The 20,955-nt window shown below is 65.4% G+C and carries 18 protein-coding genes and 1 tRNA gene; 13 read left to right on the forward strand and 6 right to left on the reverse strand.

Annotation, left to right across the window (positions count from 1 at the left end):
* Window positions 1–6: 6 nt before the first annotated feature.
* Window positions 7–339 carry a hypothetical protein gene (locus IE116_RS19810; RefSeq protein WP_189614987.1) on the forward strand — a complete coding sequence of 111 codons (333 nt, stop codon included), beginning with the start codon at window positions 7–9 and terminating at the stop codon, window positions 337–339.
* A 20-nt stretch (window positions 340–359) separates the two neighbouring features.
* Here IE116_RS19810 and IE116_RS19815 read toward each other — a convergent pair whose 3' ends face one another.
* Window positions 360–836 (reverse strand): hypothetical protein, encoded by a 477-nt coding sequence (locus IE116_RS19815; RefSeq protein ID WP_189615908.1) that lies wholly within the window; start codon window positions 834–836, stop codon window positions 360–362.
* Window positions 833–1,768, reverse strand: a complete 936-nt coding sequence (locus tag IE116_RS19820; protein ID WP_373303067.1) for an alpha/beta fold hydrolase — start codon at window positions 1,766–1,768, stop codon at window positions 833–835. The genes IE116_RS19815 and IE116_RS19820 overlap by 4 nt, the downstream gene beginning before the upstream one ends.
* Window positions 1,769–1,870: 102 nt before the next feature.
* On the opposite strand from IE116_RS19820, the gene IE116_RS19825 reads away from it, so the two are divergent.
* Entirely contained in the window at window positions 1,871–2,254 is a 384-nt protein-coding gene (locus IE116_RS19825; RefSeq protein ID WP_189614988.1) for a MerR family transcriptional regulator, read from the forward strand.
* Window positions 2,255–2,351: 97 nt separating this feature from the next.
* Here IE116_RS19825 and IE116_RS19830 read toward each other — a convergent pair whose 3' ends face one another.
* Window positions 2,352–3,704 (reverse strand): dicarboxylate/amino acid:cation symporter, encoded by a 1,353-nt coding sequence (locus IE116_RS19830; protein WP_189614989.1) that lies wholly within the window; start codon window positions 3,702–3,704, stop codon window positions 2,352–2,354.
* Window positions 3,705–3,990: 286 nt separating this feature from the next.
* Here IE116_RS19830 and IE116_RS19835 point away from each other — a divergent pair, with 286 nt between their 5' ends.
* Together IE116_RS19835 and IE116_RS19840 are read left to right on the forward strand one after the other, a co-directional pair.
* Window positions 3,991–5,910, forward strand: a complete 1,920-nt coding sequence (locus tag IE116_RS19835) for a sensor histidine kinase (RefSeq protein WP_229828564.1) — start codon at window positions 3,991–3,993, stop codon at window positions 5,908–5,910.
* Entirely contained in the window at window positions 5,910–7,307 is a 1,398-nt protein-coding gene (locus tag IE116_RS19840; RefSeq protein WP_189615794.1) for a sigma-54-dependent transcriptional regulator, read from the forward strand. Before IE116_RS19835 ends, IE116_RS19840 begins: the two co-directional genes overlap by 1 nt.
* 94 nt (window positions 7,308–7,401) lie before the next feature.
* Here IE116_RS19840 and IE116_RS19845 read toward each other — a convergent pair whose 3' ends face one another.
* Window positions 7,402–8,850: a LysM peptidoglycan-binding domain-containing protein gene (locus IE116_RS19845; protein WP_229828566.1), complete on the reverse strand. Its 1,449-nt coding sequence runs from the start codon at window positions 8,848–8,850 to the stop codon at window positions 7,402–7,404.
* A 249-nt stretch (window positions 8,851–9,099) separates the two neighbouring features.
* Window positions 9,100–9,945, reverse strand: a complete 846-nt coding sequence (gene gloB, locus IE116_RS19850; RefSeq protein ID WP_189614990.1) for a hydroxyacylglutathione hydrolase — start codon at window positions 9,943–9,945, stop codon at window positions 9,100–9,102.
* 4 nt (window positions 9,946–9,949) lie between these two features.
* On the opposite strand from gloB, the gene IE116_RS19855 reads away from it, so the two are divergent.
* Window positions 9,950–10,747, forward strand: coding sequence for a class I SAM-dependent methyltransferase (locus IE116_RS19855; protein WP_189614991.1), 798 nt, complete (start codon window positions 9,950–9,952; stop codon window positions 10,745–10,747).
* Window positions 10,748–10,770: 23 nt separating this feature from the next.
* On the opposite strand, the gene IE116_RS19860 is transcribed toward IE116_RS19855, so the two are convergent.
* Complete coding sequence (locus IE116_RS19860) at window positions 10,771–11,475, reverse strand: FadR/GntR family transcriptional regulator (RefSeq protein ID WP_229828569.1); 705 nt, start codon at window positions 11,473–11,475, stop codon at window positions 10,771–10,773.
* Between the two features lie 143 nt (window positions 11,476–11,618).
* Between IE116_RS19860 and IE116_RS19865 the strand changes: the two genes are divergently transcribed.
* The 8 genes from IE116_RS19865 to IE116_RS19900 all read left to right on the forward strand — a co-directional run bounded on the left by IE116_RS19865 (window position 11,619) and on the right by IE116_RS19900 (window position 20,886).
* Window positions 11,619–12,497, forward strand: a complete 879-nt coding sequence (locus tag IE116_RS19865) for a fumarylacetoacetate hydrolase family protein (protein ID WP_189614993.1) — start codon at window positions 11,619–11,621, stop codon at window positions 12,495–12,497.
* Window positions 12,498–12,587: 90 nt separating this feature from the next.
* Window positions 12,588–13,580 carry a tripartite tricarboxylate transporter substrate binding protein gene (locus tag IE116_RS19870; RefSeq protein WP_189614994.1) on the forward strand — a complete coding sequence of 331 codons (993 nt, stop codon included), beginning with the start codon at window positions 12,588–12,590 and terminating at the stop codon, window positions 13,578–13,580.
* A gap of 173 nt (window positions 13,581–13,753) precedes the next feature.
* A complete protein-coding gene (locus tag IE116_RS19875) occupies window positions 13,754–14,866 on the forward strand; it encodes an efflux RND transporter periplasmic adaptor subunit (RefSeq protein WP_189614995.1) in 1,113 nt (370 codons plus the stop codon).
* Window positions 14,863–17,973 carry an efflux RND transporter permease subunit gene (locus IE116_RS19880; protein ID WP_189614996.1) on the forward strand — a complete coding sequence of 1,037 codons (3,111 nt, stop codon included), beginning with the start codon at window positions 14,863–14,865 and terminating at the stop codon, window positions 17,971–17,973. Before IE116_RS19875 ends, IE116_RS19880 begins: the two co-directional genes overlap by 4 nt.
* 46 nt (window positions 17,974–18,019) lie before the next feature.
* Window positions 18,020–18,736, forward strand: a complete 717-nt coding sequence (gene dnaQ, locus IE116_RS19885; RefSeq protein WP_189614997.1) for a DNA polymerase III subunit epsilon — start codon at window positions 18,020–18,022, stop codon at window positions 18,734–18,736.
* Between the two features lie 99 nt (window positions 18,737–18,835).
* Window positions 18,836–18,910 (forward strand) — tRNA-Val (locus IE116_RS19890).
* A 198-nt stretch (window positions 18,911–19,108) separates the two neighbouring features.
* Complete coding sequence (locus IE116_RS19895; protein WP_189614998.1) at window positions 19,109–20,098, forward strand: Bug family tripartite tricarboxylate transporter substrate binding protein; 990 nt, start codon at window positions 19,109–19,111, stop codon at window positions 20,096–20,098.
* 101 nt (window positions 20,099–20,199) lie between these two features.
* Window positions 20,200–20,886, forward strand: a complete 687-nt coding sequence (locus IE116_RS19900) for a hypothetical protein (RefSeq protein ID WP_189614999.1) — start codon at window positions 20,200–20,202, stop codon at window positions 20,884–20,886.
* Window positions 20,887–20,955: the final 69 nt, after the last annotated feature.

Consider the following 20,955-nt stretch of genomic DNA (forward strand, 5'->3'; position numbering starts at 1 on the left):
GAATCCATGAAAACCCGTTCCCTGACCCCCTCGGAAACACTCGGCGTCGAAGCCGGCATCTACGTGCCGCCTCGCGTGCTGGGTGATGCTCCGCCGCCGCCGCGCAGCCTGCGCCTGGCCGCGGTTGTGGTCATTGCGGGAAGCATCGGCGCATCGGTGGTTGCCGTGAACGTGGTGCCCGACGCGGCCCACACCTGGCACGTGGTCAGCCACCAGACCGACCGGGCCCTGGCCCACGTCCTTGGCAAGGCCGAAGTTCAGACGGCCGAGTTGCTGTCTGACCTCACCGCCGGCTTGATTCCAGTCGCCGAACCTGTCGTCATCCCCCCGTTGCACTGAAAAACCGTTAGAATCGCAGGTTAGTCTGATGCAGCAGCCTGCAGGTTAGTTTGATTGGCGGCCTGCTTTTTTCGGCAGTCTGTGATCTGGCAGCCTGTTTTAACGATGTATTTCTGGAGAACGACATGGCGGAAAAGAAGCGCACACGTCGCAACACCCTCGAGCGCCGTTGCCTCGGCAAGACCTTCAAGCGCCTGTTCGTTGGCGCGCCGAAGGGCATCTTCAAGATGCTCGAGAAGGTCAAGAAGGCTTAACTGCTGAAAAGCGTGAGCCTGTCGCGACAGAGGAAAACCGTGGTGTCCGCACCACGGTTTTTTTTTCGCCTGCACGGTGGGGTGACCGGCGCCGACCGGGGCACCGCCACCTTCGGCGGGTTTTGGCACCCCCGCCAACTGGCCACAAAAGCTGCGGCGGCCGCTGGCAGACGTGCTCAGCTTCGTCTGAGGATGCTGATGCCTGTTGCCATCTGATGCCTCCGCCAAAGCAGGCGGCGTCATCGCCGCTGCGCCGCCTCTACAAATTCCATTACATCGCGATTGAACCGCTCCGCCTCTTCCACGAAAGGGGCGTGGCCCGATGCCGCATACACCGTGCTTGCTGCCGCGGGATTCAGCTCCCTGGCCCGCGCGATCGACGGCAAGGCGTGCACCAGCGCGTCCTGCGCGCCGTAGATCAGCAGCAGCGGTTTGGTCATGCGGCCCAGGCCGTCGCGGGCGGCAATGGACATGGTGGGGACGGCGGCCTGCAGGACGGGCGAGGCAATCGCCGCGTTGGCCAGCAGGCGCTGGAAGGTGACGGGATCAAGCTGCGTCGCAAAGCACAGGGCGACAAAAGTGCGTTGGGCGTCCAGCCAGGTCCTGAGGTCTGGCGACGCCAGGTCGCGATAGACGTCAGGGTGCGACACGATGGTGGTGGGCGTCAGCTCAATGACCCCACCCACATAGATTGCGCCGGCGATGCCCGCGTCCCCATAGGCCGCCAGGTAGTTGCTTGCCACAGCCGCGCCCAGGGACCATCCCACCAGAACGGGCTGCCGCGCCTGGGTGGCCGCGATCACGGCCTGCAGGTCGTCGGCCCAGCGGCGCCCGTCGGTGTAGGCAACGGCGGATGCTGGCTTGCCCGATTGCCCGTGGCCGCGAAGGTCAAACGTGATCAGGCGGTAGCGGCTGAGCAGCGGACTGTCGACCTGCGCATCCCAGCTCAGGCGGCTGCCCAGCAGCCCGTGGATGAAGATGATGGGCGGTCCGTCGGCGTTGCCCGATTCCTGCACGGCAATGGGCAGCCCGTCGGGGGCGGTCACGGTGTACTGCCGGGTGTCGGCGGCGTGGGCGGTGGCCACGGCTGCCATCATGACCGCCATGGCGAACAGGTGGCAAAGCGGGCGCCACAGCGGGTGAAGCAAAAGGCGAAGAGCGGCAGAGCGATCCATGGAATGCGTCCTGGAATGTGGAAAAAATCTAGTGTCGACCCTCACGCCCATGTGAGGGTCAAGCGCATCCGGGCTGCTATGCTTCGTGGCAGGAGAGACGTCATGACTTCACCCGCCAGATTCCCCCCTCTGTCCATCGGCGCCCTGGCCAACGCCACCGGCGTCAGTGTCTGGGCGATCCGTCATTACGACGAGCACGGGCTGCTGGCCTCTGGCCGCGCAAGTAACGGCTACCGGACCTTTCCGCCCATCGCTGTCACGCAGGTCAGGCAGATCCAGCGACTGATCGCGACCGGATTCAGCCTGGCCGAAATCCGCGCGTTTCCGGATTGCATGCTGTTGATCGAAGGCGCCGCGGCATGCCCGGAAACGTCCGACGTGCAGCGCAAGCGTCTGGCGTCAGTCGAACGCCAGATCGCCGATCTGGAAAAACGCCGGGCGAAGTTGCGGGGCATGCTGGCCGAAGGCGCGACGCCCGCAGGCTGACGCCGCCCACAAAAAAGCCGGCTCGAACTTCCCTTATCAGGAAAGCCGAGCCGGCTTTTATTCAGGCTGCGCCTACCGCAGCCTGGTCAACCTACGATCAGTGGCTTCCCACCGGCACCGGGTCACGACCCGACGTTGCGTGGTCGGGCACGAACACGCTTTCGCCGCTCAAGGTCAGCGCCAGCTGATCCTTGTCCAGCTCGCCTTCCCAGCGGGCCACGACAATGGCCGCCACCGCGTTGCCGACCAGGTTGGTCAGCGCGCGGCATTCGGACATGAAGCGGTCCACGCCCAGAATCAGCGCCATGCCGGCCACCGGCACCGATGGCACCACCGACAGCGTGGCGGCCAGGGTGATGAAGCCTGCGCCGGTAATGCCGGCTGCGCCCTTGGAGCTGAGCATGGCGACCGCCAGCAACAGGATCTGGTCGCCGATCGGCAGCTGGATGTCCATGGCCTGCGCAATGAACAGCGCGGCCATCGTCATGTAGATGTTGGTGCCATCCAGGTTGAACGAATAGCCTGTCGGCACGACCAGACCCACCACCGGCTTGGAGCAGCCGGCGTGTTCCAACTTTTCCATCAACGTGGGCAGGGCAGCTTCGGACGAACTGGTGCCGAGCACCAGCAGCAGTTCTTCGCGGATGTACTTGATCAGCTTGATGATCGAAAAGCCGTTGTAGCGGGCCACCGCGCCCAGCACGACCAGCACGAACAGCAACGACGTCAGATAGAAAGTCGCCACCAGTGCCGCCAGGTTGGCGATCGAGCCGATACCGTACTTGCCAATCGTGAAGGCCATGGCGCCGAACGCGCCGATCGGGGCGGCCTTCATCAGGATCGAGACCAGCTTGAAGAATGCGCCCGAGATCGCCGTCAGGAAGTTCATGACCGGGGCGCCGCGCTCGCCGATCGCGCCGAGCGAGATGCCGAACAGGACCGAGAAGAACAGCACTTGCAGGATGTCGCCACCGGCAAACGCGCCCACGACCGTATTCGGGATGATGTTCATCAGGAAGCCGGTCAGGGTCTGTTCATGCGCCTTGGCCGAATAGCTTGCCACGCTGGCCGCATCGAGCGACGCCGGATTGATGTGCAGGCCATGGCCGGGCTGGATGACGTTCGCGACCACCATGCCGATGATCAGCGCCAGGGTCGAAAAGGTCAGGAAATAGAGCATGGCCTTGCCAACCACGCGTCCCACCTTCTTCAGGTCCTGCATGCCCGCGATGCCGGTCGACACGGTCAGGAAAATGACCGGGGCGATGATCATCTTGACCAGCTTGATGAACGCATCGCCCAGCGGCTTCATCTGTTCGCCCAGCTGCGGGTAGAAGTGGCCGAGCAGGATGCCCAGCGTGATGGCGAAGATGACTTGGAAATACAGATGCTGATAGAGCTTTTTCTTGCGAGCGGGCGCGCCGCTCACCACGGGTTGTGGTGCGATCATGTTGGGATGTCCCCTGCCAGGTGTTGGAGCTTGGCGAGCAATCCCTGGGGACAGCCCTGCAAGCACATTGTTTTCACTGTTCGTGCCTTCCGGCGGTGCCAGCGGCATTCGATGGGGTGATTTAGCAATGCCTGTGCCAGGCAGCGCGTATATCGTTAAACCGTTGATAGTTAAAGGGATTCGGTACGTAGTAATACGGTAAATCCACGCCCGTTGTGCGGAATGTCGCTCGTCGGGCGGCGTCCGTGTGTGATAATCCGCACGCGCCCTTTCCGGTCCACGTCCTGTGACCCCCTCCCTGCCCCAAGAACCCGACTCGTCGCTCGCGACCTCCGCGCCCGCATTGCTGGCCCGGCAGCGCCGCGCATGGCGCTATTTCGCGGCCGCGTCCATCGCCACCCTGGCGGCGGTGCTGTTCCTGGCGTCGCAAGTGGGCGAGGACCAGGCAGTCAGCGACGTTCGCGCCCGGGCGCAGAACTCAGCCGCCCTCAAGGTGGCGGTGTTGATGAGCGAGCTCGAAAAGCAGCGTTCCCTGCCTTTCGTGCTGGCGCAGGACGTCGAAGTGCAGGACGCCTTGCGGACCAGGGATCCTGCAAGACTGGAGGCCCTTGATGCAAAGCTGTTCGCGTTGAAGTCCGGCACGGGCGCCGCCGTGATCTACCTGATCGACCCGGCCGGCATCACGCTGGCGGCCAGCAACTGGCGCGAACCGACATCGTTCGTGGGCAGCGACTACGGCTTTCGCCCCTACTTCCAGGAAGGCGTCACCAAGGGCGCGGCCGAGCATTTTGCGCTGGGCAATGTCAGCCAGCGGCCCGGGCTGTACCTGACGCGGCGGGTGGACAAAGACGGCCTGCTTTTGGGCGTGGTGGTGGTCAAGGTCGAGTTCAACGGCGTCGAAGACAACTGGCGCCGCTTTCCCGAACCGACCTTCGTCACCGATGAGAATGGTGTGGTGCTGCTGTCCGCCGTGCCCGCCTGGCAATTCATGACCTTGGGCCCGCTGCCCGACAGCGACCGCGCCCGCCTGCGCGAGAGCCTGCAATTCGGCGATGCCCCGCTGCAACCCCTGCCGATCCGTACCGACCCCGAACGCCGCGGCGCCGAACGGGTGCTGGCGACCGTGCCCGGCACAGGCCGCGAAGACCGGTATCTGCAGGTGAGCCTGCCTGTGCCGAGCACCCGGTGGACCTTCCATTTCCTGGGCCCGACGCAAGAGCCGGTGGCACGCGCCGCCACCCTGGCGCAGGCCGTGGGCGTGCTGATCGTGCTGCTGTCGGTCTTTGCCGCGGGGCTGGTGCTGCACCGGCGGCACCTTGCCCGCAACGCCATTGCCGCGCAGACCGCGGTGCGTGAAGAACTCGAGCGACGGGTCGCCGCCCGCACGGCCGAACTGCGAGACGCCAACGCCCACCTCGTCAGCGAAATGGACGACCGGCGCCGCGCCGAAGCCGGTTTGCAGCAGCTGCAGGAAGAACTGGAGCAGGCCAACAAGCTGGCGTTTCTGGGGCAGATCACGGCGGGCGTGGCGCACGAAATCAATCAACCAGTGGCCGCCATCCGCAGCTTTGCCGACAACGCCGCCACTTTCCTGGATCGCGCGCAGACCGAGCCGGTGCGGCGCAATCTGGCGTCCATCGCCGGCCTGACGCAGCGTATCGGCGCCATTACCGATGAATTGCGCGCGTTCTCGCGCAAGGGTCGGTCGGGCATCGTGCCGACCCGGGTGGCCGCTGCAATCGACGGCGCCTTGCTGCTGGTCGGCAACGCGCTGCATCGGCAGGGTGTGACGTTGATCCGGCCGGCCACGGAGGACGATGTGTGGGTGATGGGCGAGCGAATGCGGCTGGAACAGGTGCTCGTCAACCTGCTGCAGAACGCGCTGGATGCGTTGGAAGGTGTGCCGGATGCGCAGATCGTGCTGAGCGTGAGCGTGACCCCGCACCACGACGCCGATGGCGCCCCGTCAGCCCCGAATACTGAATGCGTCCGTATCGACGTTGCCGACAACGGCCCGGGTATTGCCCCCGACGTCATGGCGGCCCTGTTCACGCCTTTCACCACCACCAAACCCAACGGGCTGGGCCTGGGCCTGGTCATTTCGCGGGACATCGCGGCCGATTTCGGCGGCGAACTGCAGGCGCATAGCGAGCCTGGCGTCGGTACCCGTTTCACCCTGCTGTTGCAGCGAGCAAGGCCATCATGATGTCACCCGTCGCCCCTGTCCCCGTCAACGCTCCCGGTCCCCAGCGCGTGGTGTTCGTCGACGACGACCCCGCCCTGCGCGAGGCCAACAGCCAGACCCTGGAACTGGCCGGCATGGAAGTCACCGCGCTGCCCAACGCCCGCGCCGCCCTGGATCTACTGACCGCCGACTTTTCCGGGGTCGTGGTGACCGATGTGCGCATGCCCGGCATCGATGGCCTGCAGCTGTTTCGCGCGCTGCACGAGCGCGATCCCGACCTGCCCGTCATTTTGGTGACCGGCCACGGCGATATCGGCATGGCGGTCGAAGCCATGCGCCAGGGCGCGTACGACTTCATCCCGAAACCTTATCCGGCTGACCGGCTGCTCGCCACCGTGCGCAACGCCCTGGACAAACGCCGCCTGATCCTTGAAAACCGGCAGCTCAAACAGCTTGCGCATGATGCCGGCGCCACCCTGCCGCTCATTGGCGACACGCCCGCCATGCAGCGGCTGCGGCGCACCGTGCGTCACCTGGCCGATGCCGACGTCGACGTGCTGATCGAGGGCGAGACGGGGACCGGCAAGGAAGTGGTGGCCACCGCGCTCCACCAGTGGAGCAGCCGTCGGCGCGAACACGCCTTCGTGGCCGTGAACTGCGGCGCGCTACCCGAAGCCGTGATCGAAAGCGAACTGTTCGGTCACGAACCGGGGGCCTTCACGGGCGCGCAGCGCAAGCGCGTGGGGCGCATCGAGCACGCGCACAAGGGCACGCTGTTTTTGGATGAAATCGAAAGCATGCCGGCCATGCTGCAGGTCAAGCTGCTGCGGGTGCTGGAAGCGCGCGAGGTCTCGCCGCTGGGCACCAACGACGTTCGCCCCGTGGACCTGCGCGTCGTGGCGGCGACCAAGGTCGACCTGAGCGACCCCGCGCAACGCGGCGACTTTCGCGAAGACCTGTTCCATCGGCTCAATGTGGTCACGCTGCGGCTGCCCCCGCTGCGCGAGCGGCGCGACGACGTCGGCCTGCTCTTTTCCTACTTCCTGTCGCGCGCCGCGGCCCGCTTCAAGATACCCGTGCCCGACGTGACCGACGGGGTGCGCCACTACCTCGCCACGCACCGCTGGCCCGGCAACGTGCGTGAACTGGCGCACTTTGCCGAACGCGTGGCGCTGGGTCTGGCGGATGAGGGGATGGAAGGCGGGCGGATCCGGCCCGACGAGACCGGTGACGCCGGGGCAACGCTGCCGCAGCGGATGGAACGGTATGAAGCCAGCCTGATCCGGGACGCCCTGGCCACCTATCGGGGCGACGTGCGGGCCACCCTGCAGGCGCTGGGCATTCCCCGGAAGACCTTCTACGACAAGCTGCAGCGCCACGGCATCGACCGCGCCGCGTTTGAACTCCCGGGGGAGTAGACCGCACCCCCGGGCCGCAGGCCAAAAATGACCCGGCGTCCAGACGACAAAAAGGGGCGATATCGCCCCTTTTCATCTGCGGTGCGAGACCCGATCAGCTACGCGAATCCGTGCCCGGAATCTGCAGCGTCTTGCCCATCTGCACCGCGCTGCCCTTGATCCGGTTCAGCGCGCGCAGTTGATCCACCGTGGTGTCGTAACGTTTGGCGATCGACGACAGGCTGTCGCCCTTGCCGACACGGTGCGTGCGCACATGCACCTTCTTGCCCACGGCAGCCGTGCCGCGCGCCGCCACTGGCCGCACCGCGGCGGGAACCGCGGTCGCGATGATGGCCGGCTGGCCTGCTGCCGCGCCCACCGGCACGATCAGGCTGTCGCCTGCCGACACCGAGGACTTGGGCCCCAGGCCGTTCGCGCTGCGCAGGGTGGCCACCGACGTGCGGTATTGCTTGGCAACGCTGGCCAGCGTATCGCCGCGCGCCATCTGGTGGGTGTGCCACGACGACAGTTCGCCGTTGTGCGCCAGCAGGTTCGCTTCGAAGACGCCGATGCGGTCCGCCGGCAGGATCAGGGTCGGTTCATGCCGGCCCAGGATCACGCCGCGGTTGAACGACGGGTTCAGCGCCTTGAACTCTTCCAGCGGCATTTCGGCCAGTTGCGCCGCCAGCTTCACGTCGATGTTGCGGCTCTTGGTGACCGTGACAAAGTAAGGCTGGTTGTCGATGGTCGGCAGCACGATGCTGAACTTGGCGGGGTTGGCGATGATGTTCTTGATCGCCTGCAGCTTCGGCACGTAGTTGCGGGTTTCGTCGGGCATATCGAGCGACAGGTAGTCGGTCGGCATGCCTTGCCCGGCCTTCTTTTCGATCGCGCGCTTGACCGAACCTTCGCCCCAGTTGTAGGACGCCAGCGCCAAGTGCCAGTCGCCGTGGAATTCGAACAGGTATTGCAGGTAGTCCAGTGCGGCGTTCGTCGATGCGATCGGATCGCGGCGCTCGTCGCGCCACCAGTCCTGCTTCAGGTTGTAGCCGCGGCCGGTCGCCGGCACGAATTGCCACAGGCCCGAGGCCTGCGAGCGCGAGAGCGCCCACGGATCGAACGAGCTTTCCACGAAGGGCAGTAGCGCCAGTTCGCTGGGCATGCCGCGCTGATCGATCTCTTCAATGATGTAGTACAGATATTTGCCGGCTCGCTGCGCCGTGCGCTGCAGGTATTCCGGCTTGCTGGCGTAGAAGTTTTCCCATTCGCGCACCAGCGGCGTGTCGATGTTCGGCACGGCAAAGCTGCGGCGGATGCGGGTCCAGACATCGGTCGGGGCCACGGTCAGGTCCACCACCAGCGGCGACAAGCCGGTCGGGGCCACCTGCTTGATCAGCGGCGAGTCGAGCCGGCGGCCCTGAGTCGCCGCCGCGACGCGCGGATTGGCCGGCACGTTGGGCAGGTCGGCCACGCTGGACATCGCTTCAGTGTTCGCCGACGTGTCAGCGGACGAGGTGTCACCGGGATTGGCAGGGGGGAGGGGGGCGCAAGCGGCAAGGGCCATGAGGCAACCCGCCGTAAGGACTTTCAGGAGCGCGCCGCGGGGGATGCAATCGCGGAGGGTCGTCCGCGAGATCCACGCGCCGCCAAGGCGTATTTCCATAGGGGTTTCTTCAGTTTCACTGGGTTAAAGGCGCTGCGCATAGTAGGAGCGTGACGGGGTGTACGTCAAGCTTCCTTACATATCAGCGGCTGATGTCAGGGGTTGAGCGACGATCCAAGCACGTTCAATACAAACGCCATGTTTGGCGGGTCATTTGAAGCTGTTTTTCCACTCGCGCAGTGCGGCGAAGACTTCAGTCCGGGTGGCCAGGGCGCGGCCGGCATGCGTGACCGCCGCCGCGGCGACGGCGGGTTCATCGGTCCGCAGGAAGGGGTTCACTTCACGTTCCAGCGCCAGTGTGGTGGGAACGGTGGGGGTGCCACTGTCGCGCAGCGCCTGGGCCTGATCATGCCACTGCGCCAGCGCGCCATTGTCGGGCTCGACCACCTTGGCCCAGCGGATGTTCGACAGAGTGTATTCGTGGGCGCAATACACCCGCGTATCGTCGGGCAGGGCGGCCAGCTTGCCGAGCGACTCGGTCATCTGGTCGGGCGTGCCTTCGAACAGCCGGCCACAGCCGGTGGCAAACAGGGTATCGCCACAGAACACCAGCGGCGCGACCCCGCCGGCGCGGCCGGCATAGGCGATGTGGCCGGCGGTATGGCCCGGCACGTCGATCACTTCCAGGTTCAGGTCCAGCTCGGGCAGGGCCACCTGGTCGCCTTCGACCAGCCGGCGATCACAGTGGGGCAGGGTTTCGCCCGCCGGGCCGAACACGGTGGCGCCGGTGCGTTCGACCAGTTCGGTCACGCCGCCGACGTGGTCGTTGTGATGGTGAGTCAGTAGAATGGCGCGCAGTTGCAGTTTTTGCTGCTGCAAGGCCTGCAGGACAGGAGCGGCCTGGCCGGGGTCGACCACGGCGGCAAGACTGCCGTTGCGGATCAACCAGATATAGTTGTCACTGAACGCCGCCAATCCGGTAATGCCGGTATTGCCCGGCGGCACGCCGGGGGTGGTGCTGGCGGTTTGCTTCTGTCGTTTATCCGAACCTTTCATTCCGATGCCCCTATCTGCCGCCCAAGGTTACCCGATTTCCGAGCTCGGCCGTTGGCTGGAATCGCCTCCGGGACGCTACCTGCTGGCCTGGGAACAAGCCCGGCTTGACGAAGCGGTATCCGATGTATTTGGCTTCTATGCCGTGCAGGTCGGTCTGCACCAGATCGACGGCTTGCGCGCCAATCGCATGCCCTTCAAGGGTTGCGTGGGCGATCAGGCCCCGGGCGCACCCCTGGTCGAACCGCGCTGCAACGCCTTCGTGGTGGCCGAATTCGAAGAATTGCCCTTCGATTCACAAAGCATCGACCTGTTGGTGTTGCCCCACACGCTTGAAGTGTCCGCCGACCCGCACCAGGTGCTGCGCGAGGCCGAACGGGTGCTGATGCCCGAAGGCCGGCTGATCGTGACGGGGTTCAACCCCTGGAGCCTCTGGGGCGCGGGGCGCCTGCTGGGGCAACGTGCGGCCTTTTTGCCGACCAGCCTGGGGCCGCTGCCGGTGCCGCGCCTGAAAGACTGGCTCAAGCTGCTGTCGTTCGAAGTCGACCGCGCGCATTTTGGCGGCTACGTGCCGCCCTGCAGCAGTGATGTCTGGCTGCAGCGCTTTGCGTTCATGGAAAACGCCGGCGCCAGGTGGTGGCCCTTTTGCGGGTCGCTCTATATCGTATCGGCGGTCAAGCGGCAGGCCGGAATGCGGCTGCTGGGGCCGCCCTGGAAGACGCAGCGCCTGCGGCGCCATGCCGCGGTGGCCGTCGCCCCGCGCATGAACGCGACGCGGCCCGGCAGCGAATCCCCGCCCCAGTAACTACCCCGCAGCGCACCGCGCAGTCACGCCTCGAACAGGTTCTTCTGGATCTGTTCCAGGTGAGCCGTCAACAACTCCCGCGCCTGCTGCGCATCCCGGTCCTTCAAGGCGTCCACCATGGCCCGGTGCTGCTGCTCATAGGCGGTGCGGCGGGCAGGGGTCAGCGACCGGCGTTTCAGCCGCCCCCATTCCCCCTGCTCGCGTACGTCATTGGTCAACTCCAGGATCTGCATGAAGAAGGAGTTGTGCGTGGCTTCGGCAAACGACTTGTGCAGCTCGCCGTCCCAATGCTCGAACTCTTCAATGGTCGTGGCCGCTTCGGATGCAACGACGCACTGGGTCATGCGCGCAAAGTCGGCCGAGGTCGCGTTGCGCACGATCAGCCCCGGCATCAGCGGCTCGATCAGCAGCCGCGCTTCCATCAGTTCGGCCGGACTGGTGTGGCGGGCTTCACGTATCGGCATCGGGGCCGGGGCCAGTTCGCTGGCGCCGGGGGCGACGAAGGTGCCGCTGCCCACCACCTGCGTGATCAGGCCGCGCTCGCGCAAGTCGGACAGCACGCGCCGCACTGACCCGCGCGACGTGCCAAATTGCAGGCTCAGTTGCCGCTCGGGCGGAAGCTTGACGCCTTCCCGCAGTTTGCCGCTGGCCATTTCCGCCAGCAAATGACGGGCAAGGGCGCGTGCGCCCTGCGCCCGCACCCCACCTGTGTCCGTAAAGTCATCCACGTGCATGTCTCCAGAATGCCCCCGCACAGTAAGCGAATCGAACCAATTGGTCAAATATTTGCTAGGCGAAGGCTTGTTGAAGATCCAATTTGGTTCTATATTTTCTCCACTTTCTACCAATTGGACTTTTGCAAGGCGCCCTCATGAAATTCGCAAATCTGAAGATCAACTCTGCTGCTGTCGTCTGCCTTGTGGACACCGATGCCGGCACCTATTGGCCGGTCACCGACCTGGTTCCAGAATTCAGCGGCGACATGGTCCAATTGGTTCAGGAATACCCGAGCCTCAAGGCCAGGCTGGCCCCCAAGGGAGAAGGCAAGCCGCTGGCCGGCGCCACCGTGCTGGCCCCAATCACCCAGCCCCGCCGCAACATCTTTTGCGTCGGCAAGAACTATCACGAGCATGCGGCCGAATTCAGCAAGTCAGGCTTCGACAGCAGCGCCAAAGAAGGCGAACTGGCGCCCGACTTTCCGGTGGTGTTCACCAAGCCCGCATCGACCGTGATCGGCCCCGGCGACGCCATCCCGTCGCATCCCGATGTCACCAGCCAGCTGGACTACGAAGCGGAATTTGCGGTCGTGATCGGCAAGGCCGGGCGCGGCATCAAGAAGGCAGACGCCTTCGACCACATCTTTGGCTACACCATCGTCAACGATTTCACGGCGCGCGATCTGCAGAAAAAGCACCGCCAGTGGTTCATCGGCAAGTCGCTGGACGGCTTCTGCCCGATGGGTCCGTACCTGGTCACCAATGACGAAGTCGACGCCCAGAACCTGGACATCAAGTGCTGGGTCAATGGCGAACTGCGCCAGAACTCCAACACCAGCCTGCTGATCTTCGACATCCCGACCATTATTGAAACGCTGTCGGCCGGCATGACGCTGCAGCCTGGCGACGTGATTGCGACCGGCACGCCGGCGGGCGTCGGCATCGGCTTCAACCCGCCCAAGTGGGTCAAGACCGGCGACACCATCAAGATCGAAGTGCAGGGACTGGGCGTGCTGGAAAACCCGGTCGGCTGACCAGGACGAACGCGCCGCCGCCCGGGCCATCGCGCCCCGGGCCGGACGGCATCCCTAGCCCATCACCCCGAAAAGGGGGAGGAGACACGCATGACCTTCCAGACTCTCTGGCGCCTTGTTGCGCCCGTTGCCACCGTCGCCATGGCCGCCGCCGCCCCGGCCGCGCTGGCCCAGGCGCCCGCCGCCTGGCCTTCCAAGCCCATCACCATGATCGTGCCGTTTCCTCCGGGCGGGGTGGCCGACACCGTGGCCCGTCCGGTGGCCGAAGCCATGAGTCGCAGCCTGGGCCAGACCGTGGTGGTCGAAAACCGCGCTGGCGCCGGCGGCGGGCTGGGCATGGCGCAGGTGGCCAAGGCCGCGCCCGATGGCTACACGGTCATGATGACGCTGTCGTCCATCTCCATCATTCCCGAAGCCGACACGATCCTGGGCCGGGCGCCCATGTACCAGCTCAACCAGTTCACGCCCATTGCACGCTTTACCGCCGACCCCACCGTGCTGGTGGTCCGGGCCGATGCGCCGTGGAAGGACGCCAAGGCATTCATCGCGGCGCAAAAAAAGGGCGATCGCGAAGTGACCTACGGGTCCTCGGGCAACTACGGCAGCATGCATGTGCCGATGGAAATGCTGCGCAGCCAGGCCGATATCCGCCTGCTGCACGTCCCGTATACCGGCGCGGGCCCGGCCGTGGTCGCGCTGCTGGGCGGGCAGGTGGATGCGGTGTCGACCGGGCCGGCGTCGGTGCTGCAGTACATCAGCGCGGGCAGGCTGCGCGCGCTGGCGCATTGGGGGGAAGGCCGCCTGGCGTCGATGCCCGATGTGCCCAGCCTGACAGAATTGGGGTATCCGGTGCAGTTTGCGCAGTGGTCGGGCCTGTTCGCGCCCGCCAACACGCCGCCCGCCGTGGTGGAAGCCCTGCGCAACGCCGCCCGCGCGGCGGCTGCCGACAGCCGGGTCCTGGCGGCGGTGCAGGGCGCGGGCAGTCCGATTCAGTACATGGACGCCCCGGCGTTCAAGACCTATTGGGACGCCGATGCCAGGACCCTTGCGCAGGTGGTGCGCAAGATCGGCAAAGTCGAGTAGCCGGGCAGTTGCAGGGCGCCGCCGGGGTAAGCCGGCACTGCGGCGCTGACCCGCATGCAACGGTCGTGTGGGGGGATTGCCTAAGCCAATAGTTAAGTTGTTGCGGATGCGCTTCCGCTTCTGCTGCGATGCTACATTTGGCTACACCTCCTGGGCAATCAACCTAGTTCAGCATGCAAAAAAGCTCCGTCGTCCTGTTTGTCGTCATCGCACTGGTCGCCGGCGGCGCGATCGGTTTTGTCGCGCCGCGCTATCTGGGTCCCTCGGCAGGGACAGCCGCGCAAGCTGCCGCCGATGCGCCCAAGCCGCCGGTGGCCCGTCCCACCGCGGTCGAAGTCGCCGTGGTCCGCCGGCAGCCTTTCGTGCGCGGGGTCAGCGCCGTGGGCAGCCTGCGGTCCGACGAGTCGGTCACGTTGCGCCCCGAAGTCGCCGGCCGCATCAGCGATATCCGCTTTACCGAAGGCCAGCGCGTGCAGCGCGGCCAGGTGCTGGTCAAACTGGACGACTCGGTGCCGCGCGCGGAATTCGAACAGGCGCGCGCCAACTTCTCGCTCGCCAAAAGCAATTTCGACCGGTCGATGGAATTGCAGCAGAAGGGCTTCATCAGCAAGCAGGCGCGCGACGAAGCCGACAACGCCATGAAGGTGCAGCAAGCCGCCATGGTGCTGGCCCAGGTCAAGCTCGATAAAAGCGAGATCCGTGCGCCGTTCAACGGTGTCATCGGCCTGCGCAGCGTATCCGTGGGTGACTACGTGGGCGTGGGGCAGGACATGGTGCCGATCGAGGCCATCGACGCCCTGAAAGTGGACTTCCGGATGCCGGAGCGCTACCTGCCGCAGATCCGCAACGGCCAGGCCCTGCGGATCATGGTCGACGCCGTCCCGGACAAGATCTTTACCGGTTCCGTCTATGCCATCAGTCCGCTGATCGACGCGGGCGGCCGGTCGGTGGTGATGCGTGCGCAGGTCAGGAACACGGCGGCGCAGCTGCGGCCGGGCATGTTCGCGCGGGTTGAACTCCAGATGGGCGGGCAGTCCGAAGCGCTGCTGGTGCCCGAAGCCGCGCTGGTGCCGGTTGGCGACAACCAGTTCGTGTTCCGGGTGGAAGAGGGCAGGGCCGTGCGGGTACAGATTGAAGTGGGCGAGCGCCGCGATGGCCTTGTCGAAGTGATTCGCGGCATTGAAGACCAGGACGTCGTGGTGGTCGCGGGCACGCAAAAAATCCGTGACGGCGGCGCGGTCACGGTCGCCAAGCCCGGCCCCCGTCCTGCAGGAACGCGGTCATGAAGCTCTCTGAAGTCTGCATCAAGCGGCCCGTCTTCGCGACGGTGCTGTCGCTGCTGATCGTGCTGGTCGGCGCGATTTCCTATTCGCGCCTGACCGTGCGCGAGTACCCGCAGATCGATGAGCCCGTTGTGTCGGTCACCACGGTCTACAAGGGCGCGTCGGCCGAGGTGATCGAATCGCAGGTCACCAAGCCGCTTGAAGATTCGCTGTCGGGGATCGAGGGCGTGCAGATCATGAGTTCGGCCAGTCGTGCCGAACGCAGCAACATCAACGTCAAGTTTCGCCTGAACATTTCGCCCGACGCGGCCGCGGCCGACGTGCGCGACAAGGTGGCGCGGGTGCGGGGGCGCCTGCCTGACGAAGTGGACGAACCCATCATCGCCAAGGTCGAAGCCGACTCGCAGCCGGTGATCCAGCTTGCGGTGGAAGCGGGCAGCCTGTCCAGCATGGAGGCGTCCGACTACATCAACCGCTTCATCAAGCCGCGGTTGTCGGTGCTGCCCGGCGCGGCTGAAGTGCGGGTGTATGGCGAACGCCTGCCTGCAATGCGTGTCAATGTCGACCGCAGCAAACTCGCCGCCTTCCGGCTGACGGTGCAGGAAGTCGAAGATGCCCTGCGGGCGCAGAACGTCGAGATTCCCTCGGGCCGGATCGAATCGCAGGCACGGGAATTCTCGGTCGTGGCCGCGACCAATCTGCGTACGCCCGAAGAATTCCGCCGCGTGGTCATTGCCAACGTCAGCGGCTACAGCGTCACGATCGGCGACGTGGCCGACGTGCGGCTGGGGCCGGTGGACGAACGCGTCACGTCGCGCTTCAACGGGCAACCGGCACTGAACATTGGCGTCGTCAAACAATCGACGGCCAACCCGCTCGACCTGTCGAAAGCGGTGCGCGACGAGATCGAGAAAATCAACCAGTCCCTGCCGAGCGGCATGAAGCTGAACCTGGCGTACGACACGTCGGTGTTCATTGAAAAGTCGATCGAGTCCGTCTTCCACACCATTGTCGAAGCCGTGATTCTGGTGGTGCTGGTCATCTTCTTTTTCCTGCGCAACTGGCGGGCGAGCCTGATCCCCATCGTCACCATCCCGGTGTCGCTGATCGGCGCGTGCACGCTCATGTTCGCCTTTGGTTTTTCCATCAACACGCTGACGCTGCTGGCCATGGTGCTGGCCATCGGGCTGGTCGTGGACGATGCCATCGTGGTGCTCGAAAACATCTTCCGCCATATCGAAGAAGGCAAGACACGCATTCAGGCGGCCCTGCTGGGCGCCAAGGAAATCGGCTTTGCCGTGGTCGCCATGACGCTGACGCTGGTGACGGTGTACGCCCCGCTGGCCTTTGCCACGGGCCGCACGGGCCGCCTGTTCATCGAATTTGCGCTGGCGCTGGCCGGCGCGGTGCTGGTGTCGGGCTTTGTCGCACTGACGCTGACACCCATGATGTGTTCGCTGCTGCTGCGCCACGAGACGAAACACGGCCGCCTGTACAACCTGGTCGAAGGCTGGCTGGAAGCGCTCAACCGCGGCTATCGCCGGCTGCTGGGGTTTTCGTTGCGGCACCGGCTGTGGGTGGTCGTGCTGGGCCTGGTGGTAGGCGGCGCAATGGTGCCACTGTTCTCGGTCATCAAAAGTGAATTGGCGCCTGTCGAAGATCGCGGCATGATCTTCGGCCGGATTACCTCGCCGCAAGGCGCCACGGTCGGCTACACCACCAACTACCTGGAGCGCATCGAGCAGATCTACGCCGACATTCCCGAGGCCGCCGCCCACCAGGCGATCGCGGGATTCCCGGTAGTGACCGACGGCAATGCCATCCTGCGGCTCAAGCCCTGGGACGAACGGACCAAGTCGCAGCAACAGATCGCGCGTGAACTTCAGCCGAAGTTCGCCGCGCTGCCGGGTGTGCAGGCCTTCCCGTTGAATCCCCCGTCTCTTGGACAGTCGCCGCGCTCGTCGCCGATCGAATTCGTCATCATGAGCCAGGTTTCCTACCCGGAACTGGCTGCCATCGTCGATAGCTTCGTGGCGGAAGTTGCCAAGTATCCCGGCGTGCAGAACGTGCAGACCGACCTGCGGCTGAACACGCCCGAACTTCGGGTGCAGGTCGACCGCGCCAAGCTGGCCGACGTGGGGGTGGATGTGTCACGCGTCGGCCGCACGCTGGAATCGATGCTGGGCGGCCGGCAGGTCACCCGCTACAAGGAAAGCGGCGAGCAGTACGACGTGCTGGTGCAGGTCGTGCCACGCGATCGGTCGCGGCCCAACGACATTTCGGACATCTACGTGCGGGCGCGCAGCGGCGAAATGGTGCAGCTGGCCAACGTGCTGACGGTGCGCGAAGGCGTGTCGCCGCAAACGCTGAACCACTTCAACCGCCTTCGTTCCGTCACGATATCCGCAGCGCCTGCGCCCGGCTATTCGCTGGGCGAAGCCCTCAAGGAAATGGACACCATCGCGGCCCGCGTGCTGCCGCTGCAGGCCCAGACCGACCTGGATGGCCAATCGCGGGAATTCCGCGATTCCGCCGGCAGCATCTACCTGGTGTTTGGCATGGCCATCGCGTTCATTTACCTGGTGCTGGCCGCGCAGTTCGAGAGCTGGCGCAATCCGCTCATCATCATGCTGTCGGTGCCGCTGTCATTGACCGGCGCCCTGCTGGCCTTGTGGCTGACCGGGGGGACGCTTTCCATCTACAGCCAGATCGGGCTGATCACCCTGGTCGGCCTGATCACCAAGCACGGCATCCTGATCGTTGAGTTCGCCAACCAGTTGCGGGACGAAGGCCACGGGCTGGTTGACGCGGTTGTCGATGCCAGTGTGATGCGTCTGCGCCCGATCCTGATGACGACCGGCGCCATGGTGCTGGGCGCCGTGCCGCTGGCCCTGGCCAGCGGCGCGGGCGCCGAATCCCGTGTGCAGATCGGCTGGGTGATCGTGGGCGGCATGAGCCTGGGCACACTGCTCACGCTGTTTGTCGTGCCTTGCGTCTACACCCTGATCGCCGGCGCACGGAACAAGCCGGTGCCGCTGGGCGTGGACAGCCATGCGCCCGAGCATGGCCGCACGCCGGGGCAGGTCGCGACGCCGGAGTCGGTGGGGTGATCCGCTACACTGCACCCTTGCTGTTTTATTGAACTCCCGGATCCCTATGCGTTACGTCGTCCTCGATACGGAAACCACCGGCCTTGACCCCCAGCTGGGCAATCGCGTCATCGAAATCGGTTGCGTCGAAATCTTCAATCGGCGCGTCACCCAGCGCAACTTCCACACCTACCTGAACCCGGAACGCGACAGCGAGCCGGGTGCGCTGGAAGTGCACGGCCTGACCACCGAATTCCTGTCCGACAAGCCGCGCTTCCATGACAAGGTCGACGAATTCCTGGACTTCATCCAGGGCTCGACGGTCATCATCCACAACGCCGAGTTCGACATCCGCTTTCTGAATGCCGAACTGGCGCGGCTGGATCGCCCCGGTTTCCGCACGCATTGCGTCGACGTCATCGACTCCCTGCTGCATGCCCGCGAATTGCACCCCGGCAAGCGCAACTCGCTCGATTCCCTGTGCGACCGCTACGGCATCTCGAATGCCCATCGGGTGCTGCACGGCGCGCTGCTGGACTCCGAACTGCTGGCCGAAGTCTGGCTTGCCATGACGCGCGGCCAGGACAGCCTGGTCATCGACCTGGGCGACACCGGCGGCGTCGGCACCCTGGACCTGGGCGCCTTCGACCCGTCCGTGCTGCCCATTCCGGCCGTACCTGCCGACGAACTCGCCGCCCACGCCGCCTACCTGGCCAGCCTGGACAAAGAGTCCAAGGGCCAGGCCGTGTGGCGCATATGGGATAGCGTGGCCGAAGCCGCTTGATGGGCCTTGTGGCACCATCCAAAAATTGTGCTATATTCTTGGGCTGCCAGGACATCTTTGCGTCTGGCAGCAAGAATACGCACTAAGTACCAACCACATGGGTGGTTAGCTCAGCGGTAGAGCACTGCCTTCACACGGCAGGGGTCACAGGTTCAATCCCTGTACCACCCACCAGAATTTGTCAGAAAAAAGGGCTCACGCTATCGGCGTCGAGCCCTTTTTTTCGTCTGGCGCCGGTCGGGGCTGCGGCCGTATTCCTCCTGGTGGAATGCGGCAATTGCCGCCTTGCACTGCCGCGCCGCGCACCCTTACGCTGCGTCTGACTTGCCATCGAGCGACATCGCTTCACGCGGCACCCCCTTGCGAGACCGTATGACCCACTCCAGATTCAGGACAGGACGATGGCTGGCTGTCGCCGCCTTGGCAGGCCTGCTTGCCAGCGCGCCGACGATGGCGCAGGTGACGTTCCCCGTGCGTCCCATCTCGCTGGTGATCGGCTATCCGCCCGGCGCCATTGTCGATACGGTGGCCCGGCAGGTCGGCGCGGCGTTGTCGCCCATTCTTGGCCAGACGATCGTGCCCGACAACAAGGGTGGCGCGGCGGGCGTGATCGGCGCCAGTTCCGTGTCGCATGCCCGGCCCGACGGTCACACGGTACTGTTCACCGCCTACACGTCGCTGCAGATCGCAAGCGCGATCGAGCGCAACCTGACCTTCGATCCCGTCAAGGACCTGATCCCGGTCGCGTCCATTGGTCGTCCGACGACGCTCTTGCTGGTCAATGCCGACTTTCCTGCCAAGACCTTCGATGAATTCCTGGCGTATACGAAGAGCCGGCCCGACCCGACCCCGTTCGGCACGAGCGGTATCGGGTCACCCAATCACTTTGCGCTCGAACATATGAACGCGGCGTTCGGCACCCGCCTGACCGCGGTGCCCTACAAGGGCGCCGCCCAGATGATGACCGACATGCTGGGTGGCCGGGTAAAGGCAATCTTCAGTTCGTCGTCGCTGGCGGCGGGCCACCTGCGAGCGGGCACGGTGCGAGCCCTGGCGATCGGGTCCCCCGATCCCACGCCGCTGTATCCCGATCTGCCTGTGATCGCCGACCATGGCGCGCCGGGGTTCAATGCCAGCGGTGCGCTGGGCGTCTTTGCCCCGCCCGGCACGCCGCCCGCCATCGTGGATCAGTGGAACGCGGCCATCGGCAAGGCCTTGCAGGATCCCGTCGTCGCGGAAAAACTCGCGGGGGAGGGCATCATCGTCAAGCGCCAGAGTGCGTCGCAGTTCGGTGCAACCTATCGCCAGGAGGCACGGCAGATCGCCGACTTCATCAAGCAGGGCAATATCAAGATCAATTGAGACCCCCGGCCGGGGGGTCTGCCAGGCCGCCCATCGACTTGCGCGGCATCCGGTAATTCGGCAGAGTGGGAGCCCGCGAACTTGCGGTCGCCCGACTTTTCATGCTGCCGCCCCTGTCCCCCATGCGCTTCCTGACCCATCCCGCGGCGTGCCTGCTTGCGGTTTCCCTGCTCGCCGGTTGCACGATCAGCCGCAACGCCATGCCGCCAGCCAGCGCTGCGGATGCGCTGCCTGGCGTCGGCACTCCCGTGCTGCCGCCTGCCGTGCGCATCGACCGCGTCGATGACGCGCGTCGCTTCGAGCCGCGCGCCAGGCTCGCAACCACGCCTTCCCTGAATGATGACGAAGCGGCCAATCCCGCGGTCCGTGCGCGGGCGTTCGCGCAAAAACGCGACAGCAACGGCCGCCCGCTGGGCAGCGTGCTCCTGCCGGCCGGGCAGTCGGTTGCCAAGTTGACGGAAGCAACGATCTTGCGGGTGCTGCAGGATGCGGGATATCGGGTGGCCAAAGCCGGGGACGCCGACTTTGCGCGCGCGATGCCGGTCACGGCGCGGATCGACCGGCTGTGGGCGTGGACCGAATCGGGGTTCTGGCAGGTGGAGCTGCAGGCGAGTTATGACGTGACCGTGTCGGCGGCGCTGCCGGGGCTGCAGCAAGGGCCGCGTTTTGTCGGTACCACCAAGGCGACCATGCAGTTCCCGACGGCCAGCGACTGGAATGCCGCCGTGACGCGGCTGCAAACGGATCTGGCCGCGCAGATGCGGGCAGTGGTGCCCAAGGCGCCCTGAACGCAGGCCAATGGCGTCATAGCGGCGCCCTGCCTGCGGCCGGTCAGCGTATCGGCGTCTTGCCTGCCA

The organism is Pigmentiphaga litoralis (assembly GCF_014651835.1).
Classification (GTDB): Bacteria; Pseudomonadota; Gammaproteobacteria; order Burkholderiales; family Burkholderiaceae_B; genus Pigmentiphaga; species Pigmentiphaga litoralis.